Source organism: Mesorhizobium sp. M7A.F.Ca.CA.002.15.2.1 (genome assembly GCF_003998715.1).
GTDB classification, from domain to species: Bacteria; Pseudomonadota; Alphaproteobacteria; order Rhizobiales; family Rhizobiaceae; genus Mesorhizobium; species Mesorhizobium ciceri.
Map to the genome: position 1 here is coordinate 1 of NZ_RZPI01000123.1, position 10,479 is coordinate 10,479.

Genomic DNA, 10,479 nt, shown 5'->3' on the forward strand with positions numbered 1-10,479 from the left:
GGAATCCACCCGATTTCTTGCTGCTGCCGCCGGCACTGGCCATCTCGATGGCCGGCGAGCCCGATCCCTTGCGCGCCTTGTAGGAGGCGAGCGCCTGCTCAAAGCCGGGCAGCGGCCTGCCGTCGCTCGGCACATGCAGCGTCTTGCCATTGGGGAACAGGGAGACCAGTTCCTGCCGGCTGATACCGGGCCAATGGCGCACATTGCCGACATCCATGTGGACGAACGGCGAACCCGATGACGGATAGTAGCCGACGCCGCCGCCCTGCATCTTGAGGCCGATGTTGCGCAGCTTCTTCAGCGGCACGCCGGGAATATAGAAATCCATCGCCTTGCCGAGCATGTGCTGGCTCTTCTCGGCCACGCCCCTGCTGCGGCTGCGCAGCATCGAGTTCGTCGACGGCGAGCGATAGCCGCAGACGACCTGGATATAGTCCGTGGCACCTGCTTCCCGATACGCCTCCCAGACGAGATCCAGCAGGCGCGGATCCATCTTGGTTGGCTCGTTGCGACGCCAGTCGCGCAAAATGATGTTGATCTTGCGGAGACCCTCGGGAACGTAGCGGCCGTTGCGCTTGTAGACGATCTCGGCCTTCTCATGGGTGTGGAGATGATAAAGCTTCAGCGACCGTGTTTCGGCGCTGGCTCCGCTCGCAGCCGCGGCAACAAAACCAAAAGCGACAACCAACACTGCCAGCCACTTCGGCCAGACGCTCAAATGATGGTGCCGCCTGTTTGTGTGTCGTTCGATTCTGTTCAAATCAAAAGGCCTTGCAGGCTGCCGTTTGTCCCCGGATTTGTCCAAACGGATGTGGCATTAGCACACCCGAATATCGATCCTAATGGTTAATCATCGCTTATTGAAGCCGAAATGCGGTAACACCGTGGCGATATCCCGTCAAAAATTGTTCACAAGGTTTCTTGGTAAACCGCTGGTTTAGATCGGATTTTCGCCTTCGCCCCAAACACGATCTGTTACCGTTAGCCTTAATGCGTGAACAGAGCTGTCCACGAGACAGCCACAATGCCGCCGAAACGGCGATACAAGGCCCGTTGTGGCATTGCAAGCTGGCGCCGGCCTTGTGGCAAAGCCGGAAGCCGGGCCAAAGCTCAGCCCGGCATCGCCCTTAGGAGGCTAGTCGATCGACGCGGCCTGTCTCCGGATCGATGCCGTGTTCCTTGAGCTTGCGATAGAGCGTCGAGCGGCCGATGCCGAGTCGGCGGGCGACTTCGCTCATCTGTCCGTTGTAGTGATCGATGGCAAGCTTGATCATCTCGAGTTCGACATCGGCAAGTGCCCGCACATTGCCGCGCTCGTCGAGCGCCCGCAACGTGCCGAAGCGAGGCTGCAGCCTTGCCGGCGGATCGAACGCGATTGCCGGGCCGCCCTCGCCGGGCAAGGCTTCGTCATCGCGCGCCTGCAAAGGCAAGGACGGCGACGGCGCGTCGCCATCCATATCGAGGTTGACGGTGCCTTCCACTTGCGCCCGGATCTGCGGGAAGTCCTCCGCGGTTAACATATAGCCTTCGCAAAGCACCGAGGCGCGAAAGACGGCGTTTTCGAGCTGCCGGATGTTTCCGGGCCAGTCATAGGCCTGCAGCACCGCGAGCGCTGCCGCCGAAATACCTTGCAGGCGACGGTGCGGGTCGGCCGGCGCGACCTTCTCCATGAAATGGGTGACCAGATATGGGATGTCGTCGCGGCGGTCGCGCAGCGGCGGCACGAAGATCGGATAGACGTTCAGCCGGTAGAACAGATCCTCGCGGAACTTGCCGTCCTTGACCTGCTGCAGGAGGTTGCGGTGCGTCGCCGAAATCAGCCTGATGTCGACCCTGACGGTCGAGCGCCCACCGACCGGGTCGACCTCGCCGTCCTGGACCGCACGCAACAGCTTGACCTGCACGTCGAGCGGCAGGTCGCCGATCTCGTCGAGAAACAGCGTGCCCGAATGCGCTTCGACGAACTTGCCGGTGTGCTTGTCGGTGGCCCCGGTGAACGAGCCCTTCTCGTGACCGAACAGGATCGATTCGACCAGATTGTCTGGAATGGCGCCGCAATTGACGGTGACGAAGGGCTTCGTGCGGCGGTCGCCACTGCCCTGGATGGCGCGCGCCACCAGTTCCTTGCCGACGCCGGACTCGCCCTCGATCAGGATCGGAATGTTGGATGCCGCCGCTTTCTGGCCAAGACGGATCACCCTGTCCATGGCCGGGCTGTGCGTGATCATGTCCTTGAAGGTCAGGAGGCCGCCGCGCCGGCGCGATGTGCGCTTGACCTCGCCCTCGACGGCCTCGACCTTGAGCGCATTGCCGATCGATGCCTGCAGCCTGTCGGGAGACGCCGGCTTGACGACGAAATCGAAGGCGCCATGACGCATCGCCGAAACCACGGTCTCGATTCCGCCCTGCGCGGTTTGCACGATCGCCGGCACGTTGATGTCGCGCTCGCGCATCGCCTTCAGCACGCCGATACCGTCGAGACCGGGCATGACCAGATCGAGGATGACCACCGACACCTCGCGGGCGCCGGGTCCATCGAGGATGTCGAGAGCGGCCGCGCCGCCGTCGACCACGATTGCGCTGTAGCCGAACCGCGTCACCGCCGCTTCGAGCAGCCGGCGTTGCACCGGATCGTCATCGACTATGAGTATGGAACCTGTCATGACTGGTGTGACTGCCCGCCCGAGGAATTCTGCCCTGTGGACCATCTTGGCACAGGGTTCTAAATAAGGTTTCAAAAAACCCGGTGAATGAATTCCTTAGGATTTGACCGGCTTCTCGTTTCTCCTTGAACCTTGGCCACGGAAGGTGTCGGCAATGCATAGGGATTCTGGGCACATGGTTTCCGCACGGCGGCTGGCGGCGCCGGCGTCGGGTCAAGGCGCGGCCGAGCTGGGCGACCTGCCGGAATGGAACCTTGCCGACCTCTATGCCGGCATGGACGCGCCGGAGCTGAAGCGCGACATCGCCAAGGCCGCCACCGATGCGACCAGTTTCGAGAGCCGCTGGAAGGGTACGCTGGCCGCCGAAGCCGAGCGCGGCGGCGCCGGCAGGCTGGGCGAGGCGCTTGTCGCCTACGAGGCGCTGGAGGAACTGATCGGCCGCATCGTCTCCTATGCGGGACTGGTTTATGCCGGAAACACCGCCGATCCCCAGCGCGCCAAGCTCTATGGCGACATCCAGGAGAAGATGACCGACGCCAGCGCGCACCTTCTGTTCTTCGCGCTCGAACTCAACCTGATCGACGATGCGTCGATCGAAGGCGCGCTCGCCGGCGATCCCGCCTTCGGCCACTATCGGCCATGGGTGCTCGATCTGCGCAAGGACAAGCCTTACCAGCTCGAGGACCGCGTCGAGCAGCTCTTCCACGAAAAGTCGATCACCGGACGCGGCGCCTGGAACCGCCTGTTCGACGAGACGATGACCGACCTTCGCTTCCACATCGACGGCGAGGAACTGACGTTGGAGCCGGCGCTGAACCGTCTGCAGGACGCCGACGGCGAGGTGCGCCGCCGGGCGTCCGAGGCGCTGGCCACGACCTTCCGCAAGAACTTGCGCACCTTCACGCTGATCACCAACACGCTGGCCAAGGACAAGGAGATATCCGACCGCTGGCGTGGCTTCGAGGACATCGCCGATTCACGCCATCTGGCCAACCGCGTCGAGCGCAGTGTGGTGGACGCCTTGGCCTCCGCCGTTCGCGATGCCTATCCGCGCCTCTCGCACCGCTACTACGCGATGAAGGCACGCTGGCTGGGCATGGAGGTGATGAACCATTGGGACCGCAACGCGCCGTTGCCGGATACGCCCCAGGCGATCATCGGCTGGGACGAGGCCAGGAACACCGTGCTGTCCGCCTATCAGCGCTTTTCGCCCGACATGGCCGAGATCGCGCGAACCTTCTTCGACCGCAACTGGATCGACGCGCCGGTGCGGCCCGGCAAGTCGCCTGGCGCCTTCGCGCATCCGACCGTACCGTCGGCGCATCCCTATGTCCTGCTCAACTACATGGGCAAGCCGCGCGATGTGATGACGCTGGCGCACGAGCTTGGCCATGGCGTGCATCAGGTGCTGGCCGGCGGCCAGGGTGCGCTGATGGCCTCGACGCCGCTGACGCTGGCCGAGACGGCATCGGTCTTCGGCGAGATGCTGACCTTCCGCTCGCTGCTCGACCAGACCACCGACCGGCGCGAGCGCAAGGCCATGCTCGCCCAGAAGGTCGAGGACATGATCAACACGGTCGTGCGCCAGATCGCCTTCTATGAATTCGAGCGCAAGGTGCATGCCGAACGCAAGAACGGCGAACTGACCTCCGACAGGCTCGGTCAGTTCTGGCTCGAAGTGCAGGCCGAAAGTCTGGGTCCCGCCATCAAGCTGCGCGAAGGCTACGAGGTGTTCTGGACCTACATCCCGCACTTCATCCATTCGCCCTTTTATGTCTATGCCTATGCTTTCGGCGACTGCCTGGTGAACTCGCTTTACGCGGTCTACCAGAACGCCGAGCGCGGCTTTCAGGACAAGTATTTCGAAATGCTGCGCGCCGGCGGCACCAAACATCATTCCGAGCTTCTGGCGCCCTTCGGGCTCGACGCCACCGATCCCGCCTTCTGGCAGATCGGACTTGGCGTCATCGGTGGCCTGATCGACGAGCTGGAAGCGCTCGACACTTGAAATGCGCCCCCAGGCGTCGCTCTAACAGTTTAGCCGGAATGCATGTTGGGACAGCTCTACTATCGCCCTAAATATCTGTTCTTGAAGTACTCTCCACCGAAGTTTTCCGATAGCTTTCCACAAGCTCTATGATAGCCTTCGCTCCAAGCTCAGCCGGAGCGCATGCGGATCGGCGAGGAGAAATCTCAGCCGGCCGTGGCGCTCAGGCGAACGCGACAACGGCCGTTGGCCATGGGCAAGCAAAGCCGATCGCCGACAGCTCGAACCGAAGCCGGCTGTTCTGCTTACCGCGGAACCACCAAGAGTAGTCCTTCGCCGAAGATCATGACCCACGGCAGACGGATCTGACTGGAGAGAGACAATGGGCACTTTTTTCTACGTGGTCCTGGCGTTCCTGATAGGCGTATTGGTCGGCTGGTTCCTTTGGGGGCGCCTGCGCGGTGAACTCGACAGCTTGCGCGGCGATCTCGACCGTACACGCAGCGAACGCGACAGGCTGCGCACCGACAGCGACCGCCTGACCGGCGAACTCGATGCATGCGGCAAGACCCGCGCCGACCTTGAGCGCCGGCTGCGCGAAGCGTCGGCCGCACCTGCCGCCGGAAGCAGCGCGGCAAAACCGGCAAGCCAGGCGCCGGCGGCCCTGATGTCGACCCCCGCGACGGCCAAATCCGCCACCACAAAGCCCGCGACGGCCAAACCGGCCGCTGCGAAAGCGGTCTCTGCCAAGCCGGCGGCGAAACCCGTCGCCACCAAAACCTCGGCTCCAGCCAAATCCGCAATGAGCAAGCCTGCAACAGTCAAGCCTGCAACAGCCAAGCCTGCAACAGCCAAGCCAGCATCCGGAAAGCCCGACAATCTGCGTCGGCTGATCGGTATCGGTCCGGTCAATGAGAAACTGCTCAAGGCACAAGGCGTCACCAGCTTCGCCCAGATCGCGTCCTGGACAGCGGCCGATATCAAACGGATCGAGGACGTCATGAATTTCGATGGCCGCATCGCGCGCGAACGCTGGATCGAGCAGGCCAAGCTGCTCGCCGCCGGCAACGAGAAGGAATTCGCCAAGCAGTTTCCAACAGCCGGAACCTCCAGCAACAGCTGATCGCCAGGCACGACCTGAAGATTGCAAGCGGCGGCGCCATATCGGCGTCGCCGTTTGCTCTTGGTTCCTGAGTTGGCCCAAAGGTCGGCTTTAAGAGGCAGCGTGCCGTTCCCTCGATTGCGCGCGGGCGGCACCCCATATAGAGCGGTTGATGGCTTCATTGACCGCAGCATTCGGTGCCCATGTCCCTGCCCGCCGCAATTTTTCGCAATGACAAAAGCGCGCGCCAGCTCGTTTTCGACCGGCCGGCCGATATCATCGTGGCGCACGATGCAGGCGATTTCGGGCCGGCTCTGGAAGCAGCACAAGCCGCGCATGATGCAGGCAAATGGCTTGCCGGCTATTTCTCGTATGAGGCGGGCTACCTGCTCGAACCCAAGCTCGTTCCCCTGCTGCCGAATGGACGCCGCGCCCCACTCGTGTGCCTTGGGGTTTTCGATGCCCCGGTCGAACAGGCGGTGCCGCCGCGCAATATGGCGGCGACCAATGGCCCGATCTTCGACGCCCGTGCGACGTGGTCGCCCGAGGATTATGAAAAACGCTTCTCGCGGCTGCACCAGCACATCCGGCAAGGTGATTGCTACCAGGGCAATCTGACCTTTCCCGTGCATGCGCAATGGTCAGGCGAGCCTCTGGCCGCGTTCGATGCGTTGACTGAACGTCAGCCGGTGAAATATGGCGCGCTGATCGCGCTCGGTGAACCCATCGTGCTGTCGCGCTCGCCTGAACTGTTCTTCGAGATCGACGCCGAGGGCATGATCGAGACGCATCCGATGAAGGGAACGGCGCCGCGCGGCGCCACCAAAGCCGAGGACGAACGGCAGAAGATCTTCCTGCGCAATGACGAGAAAAACCAGGCCGAAAACCGGATGATCGTCGATCTCCTGCGCAACGATATCTCGCTGATCAGCGAGGTGGGCACGCTGGACGTGCCGGCGCTGTTCCGCATCGAGACTTACCCGACCGTGCATCAGATGGTGAGCGACGTCAGGGCCAAACTGCTGCCGGGTCTCTCTATCCGCCAGATCTTTGCGGCGCTGTTTCCTTGCGGTTCGATCACCGGCGCGCCTAAGATCCGTGCCATGGAGATCCTGCGCGACCTGGAAGGCACGCCCCGCGATGCCTATTGCGGCGCCATAGGCTGGATCGCACCCGGCGGCCCGATGCGCTTTTCCGTGGCGATCCGCACCATCTCGCTCTTTTCGGGCGGCGAGGCCGTCTACAATGTCGGAGGCGGCGTCGTCTTCGATTCGACGGCGCAGGAGGAGTATCAGGAGTGTCTGCTGAAAGCGCGCTTCGCGACGGGAACACCGCCGACTTTCAGTTGATCGAGACCATGCGCTGGGAACCCGGCTCGGGCTTCCTGCGCTTCGATCGTCATCTTGCGCGCCTCTATGGCTCGGCGGCGGAACTCGGCTTCCGCTGTGATCCAGGCACGGTCGGCGAGGCGCTGAGCAGCGCGGTCGGCGGTTCCGGCGTTGCCACGCGCACGCGTCTCGTCCTGTCGCACGATGGCGAGGTGACGGCCTCTGCGCAGCCTTATGAACCGCTCGCCGCCGACAAAGTCTGGATGCTGCGGCTGGCGCGGACGAGGCTCGATTCGAACGACACGCTGCTGCGCCACAAGACCAGCCGGCGACAGCTTTACACGCGTGCCCGTGCCGAACACCTCATCACGCAGGCCGACGAGGTGCTTATGGCCAACGAGCGTGGCGAGATCTGTGAAGGCACGATCACCAATGTCTTTGCCGATGTCGGCGACGGCGTGCTGGCGACGCCCCGGCTCGATTGCGGCCTGCTGCCTGGCGTATTGCGCGCGCAGCTTCTGGATGAAGGCCGCGCCCGCGAAGCGATCTACAGCTTGGACGATCTGAAATCCGCCAAGTCCCTGTTCGTCGGCAATTCGCTGCGCGGACTGATCCCGGCAAGACTGACCTGAGACATGACGTCCCCAAAACATACGCTGCCCACCCACACGCCCTATGACGGCTCGTCGAAACTGTTCAGCATCGGGCTGAAGCCGCTCGACCCGGCGGCCTGGATCGAGGTCGACGGCCATCTGCTGCCGTATCTCGCCGAAAAGCACCGGCTCTATGCCGAAATCCCAGAGCGCGTTTTCGTCGAGGAGGACGGCACGCGCGACGCCCAGCAGGAAGTGCTCGACTTGCTCGCCGCGCATCTCCCGGAGAGGTTCCCCGAAACCCATCGGCTCGGCGGATCAGGCGTCGAGGTGGCGGGCGCGGCGAGCCGTCTGCCTGCTTCCCTCGCCGATGCGCCGCTGGCCAAAGCCTCACTGCTCGTCCAGGAAGACCTGATCCTGATGCGCAGCAGTGACAGCGGCTGGCGGCTGGTCGCCGGCTCGCTCTGCTTTCCCTCCTCCTGGTCGCTCCTGGAAAAGTTCGGCAAGCCGCTGCAGGACATCCACGCGCCGGTGCCGGGTTTCGGCCCGGGCACGCGTCCGGCGGAACTCATCAACCGGATGTTCGATGGCCTCCAGGGGCAGGCCGTCGAGCGCTACAACTGGTCGATCCAGGCCGACAACGCGCTCTACCATCCGCTCTCCGACCTGCAGCGCATCGACCGCGCCACCAACCGGCCGTCGCGCTTTCCCGATGGCGACATCGACGCCCATGCCTTCATTCGCGTCGAGCGGCAAACCCTACGCAAACTGCCTGTTTCACGCGATATCCTGTTCACCATCCGCATCCATCTCGATCCGCTCGCCGTGCTGGCCAGGCACCCTGATCGGGCGAAGCTCGCGGTGTCTTTCGCCGCCCAGCTCGAAGCACTCGATCTCGCCCAGCTCGACTACAAGGGCCTGACATCGGACCGTGATCGGCTGATGACGGTCCTTAACCACATGGCCAATGACGACTGATCGCTGGTTGGCGCTTTTCGCTGGTTTGTGACAATGATCTGTGATGTAGCGCATGGCCGCCGGGCAAAGATGCCCGGTTTTGTGTGTGCGTTTTCCCAGTTTCCTGGGCTTTGAAGGAGTGCTCGATAAAATGGCGAATGAAAACTGGCCCGTTTACGGTGAGATCAGCGGCCCTGTCGTGATGATCGGCTTCGGCTCGATCGGCCGGGGAACGCTGCCGCTGATCGAACGCCATTTCAAGTTCGACAAGTCGCGCATGACGGTTATCGATCCGCGCGACACCGACCGCAAGCTGCTCGACGAGCGCGGCATCACCTTCGTCCAGGAAGCGGTGACCGAGAAGAACTACAAGAAGCTCCTGACCCCGCTTCTGACCAATGGCGGCGGCCAGGGCTTTTGCATCAACCTGTCGGTTGATACCGGCTCGGTGGACCTGATGCGGCTCTGCCGCAAGCTCGGCGTGCTCTACATCGACACCGTCGTCGAGCCGTGGCTCGGCTTCTATTTCGACGCCAAGGCCGATAACGCCAGCCGCACCAATTACGCGCTGCGCGAGTCGCTGCTCAAGGAAAAGCACGACAAGCCCGGCGGCGCCACGGCGGTCTCCACCTGCGGCGCCAATCCAGGCATGGTCTCGTGGTTCGTCAAGCAGGCGTTGGTCAATCTCGCCACCGATCTTGGCCTGGAGTTCTCGGAGCCCGCGCAGGACGATCGCGAGGGCTGGGCCAAGCTGATGAAGAAGGCCGGCGTCAAGGGCATCCACATCGCCGAACGCGACACCCAGCGCACCAAGAAGCCGAAACCGATGGATGTGTTCTGGAACACATGGTCGGTCGAAGGCTTCATCTCCGAGGGCCTGCAGCCCGCGGAACTTGGCTGGGGCACACACGAGACATGGATGCCGAAGAACGCCAAGAAGCACAAGCACGGCTCGAAGGCAGCCATCTACCTGGAGCAGCCGGGCGCCAACACGCGCGTGCGCTCGTGGTGCCCGACGCCCGGCGCGCAATACGGCCTGCTGGTGACGCATAACGAGGCGATCTCTATCGCCGATTTCTTCACCGTGCGTTCGAAGAAGGGCAAGGTGCATTACCGCCCGACCTGCCACTATGCCTATCATCCCTGCAACGACGCGATGCTGTCGCTTGACGAGATGTTCGGCGCCGCCGGCAAGCCTCAGCCGGTGCATCATGTGCTCGACGAGAACGAGTTGATCGACGGCGTCGACGAACTCGGCGTGCTGCTCTACGGCCACGACAAGAATGCCTACTGGTACGGCTCGCAGCTGTCGCTCGCCGAGGCGCGCAAGCTGGCCCCCTACCAGAATGCCACCGGCATGCAGGTCACCTCGGCGGTGCTCTCGGGCATGGTCTGGGCGCTGGAGAATCCCGAGGCCGGCATCGTCGAAGCCGACGAGATGGACTACAGGCGGTGCCTGGAAGTGCAGTCCCAGTATCTCGGACCGGTCAAGGGCTACTACACCGACTGGACGCCGCTCGATAACCGTCCCGGCCTGTTCCCGGAAGACCTCGACCGGAACGACCCGTGGCAGTTCCGCAACATCCTTGTGCGATAGCAGCACCGCCCACCTGCCTCACTGCCTTGCAATCGCCCGGAAATCGGGCGATTGAAGGGATGCGGACCATAGCGATACGTATTCATCTGGACGCACGTCGCTCTGGAAACTTGGATGCACGCCTCGTGCTTGTCGAAAATCGATTTCCGATTTTTGGGCCGAAGCGAGAGGAGAGGATTTTCACATGATCATTGCGCGCAAAATTCTTTCGATGAGCGTGGCGGGTGCCCTTTCGGCGATTCTCGCCGCCCG

General features: G+C 62.9%; 8 protein-coding genes. 6 read left to right on the forward strand and 2 right to left on the reverse strand.

Annotated features, from left to right (window positions below; translation table 11 throughout):
- Both ENZ74_RS09990 and ENZ74_RS09995 read right to left on the reverse strand, forming a co-directional pair.
- On the reverse strand, positions 1-718 hold a 718-nt coding region (locus ENZ74_RS09990; protein ID WP_127312754.1), incomplete at its 3' end, for a DUF882 domain-containing protein.
- Positions 719-1,127: 409 nt separating this feature from the next.
- The gene (locus ENZ74_RS09995) at positions 1,128-2,663 is read right to left on the reverse strand and encodes a sigma-54 dependent transcriptional regulator (protein WP_063168940.1); all 1,536 of its coding nucleotides are present in this window, start codon (positions 2,661-2,663) and stop codon (positions 1,128-1,130) included.
- Positions 2,664-2,838: 175 nt separating this feature from the next.
- Between ENZ74_RS09995 and ENZ74_RS10000 the strand changes: the two genes are divergently transcribed.
- From ENZ74_RS10000 to ENZ74_RS10025, 6 genes are all read left to right on the forward strand, one after another.
- Positions 2,839-4,671, forward strand: coding sequence for a M3 family oligoendopeptidase (locus tag ENZ74_RS10000; protein ID WP_063168941.1), 1,833 nt, complete (start codon positions 2,839-2,841; stop codon positions 4,669-4,671).
- A 361-nt stretch (positions 4,672-5,032) separates the two neighbouring features.
- A complete protein-coding gene (locus ENZ74_RS10005) occupies positions 5,033-5,773 on the forward strand; it encodes a hypothetical protein (protein ID WP_063168942.1) in 741 nt (246 codons plus the stop codon).
- Between the two features lie 182 nt (positions 5,774-5,955).
- On the forward strand, positions 5,956-7,101 hold the full coding sequence (locus ENZ74_RS10010) for an aminodeoxychorismate synthase component I (protein WP_063168943.1): 1,146 nt from the start codon (positions 5,956-5,958) through the stop codon (positions 7,099-7,101).
- The gene (locus tag ENZ74_RS10015) at positions 7,050-7,712 is read left to right on the forward strand and encodes an aminotransferase class IV family protein (protein ID WP_063168944.1); all 663 of its coding nucleotides are present in this window, start codon (positions 7,050-7,052) and stop codon (positions 7,710-7,712) included. Before ENZ74_RS10010 ends, ENZ74_RS10015 begins: the two co-directional genes overlap by 52 nt.
- A gap of 3 nt (positions 7,713-7,715) precedes the next feature.
- Positions 7,716-8,651, forward strand: coding sequence for a DUF3445 domain-containing protein (locus tag ENZ74_RS10020; protein ID WP_063168945.1), 936 nt, complete (start codon positions 7,716-7,718; stop codon positions 8,649-8,651).
- 130 nt (positions 8,652-8,781) lie between these two features.
- Complete coding sequence (locus ENZ74_RS10025) at positions 8,782-10,227, forward strand: homospermidine synthase (protein WP_013529731.1); 1,446 nt, start codon at positions 8,782-8,784, stop codon at positions 10,225-10,227.
- The last annotated feature ends 252 nt before the right edge of the window (positions 10,228-10,479 follow it).

What these genes read in the sequence shown, in the direction of transcription:
- ENZ74_RS09995 (WP_063168940.1), bottom strand. Translation starts at nt 2,663, where the DNA reads ATGACAGGTTCCATACTCATAGTCGATGACGATCCGGTGCAACGCCGG.
- ENZ74_RS10000 (WP_063168941.1), top strand. Translation starts at nt 2,839, where the DNA reads ATGGTTTCCGCACGGCGGCTGGCGGCGCCGGCGTCGGGTCAAGGCGCG.
- ENZ74_RS10005 (WP_063168942.1), top strand. Translation starts at nt 5,033, where the DNA reads ATGGGCACTTTTTTCTACGTGGTCCTGGCGTTCCTGATAGGCGTATTG.
- ENZ74_RS10010 (WP_063168943.1), top strand. Translation starts at nt 5,956, where the DNA reads ATGTCCCTGCCCGCCGCAATTTTTCGCAATGACAAAAGCGCGCGCCAG.
- ENZ74_RS10020 (WP_063168945.1), top strand. Translation starts at nt 7,716, where the DNA reads ATGACGTCCCCAAAACATACGCTGCCCACCCACACGCCCTATGACGGC.
- ENZ74_RS10025 (WP_013529731.1), top strand. Translation starts at nt 8,782, where the DNA reads ATGGCGAATGAAAACTGGCCCGTTTACGGTGAGATCAGCGGCCCTGTC.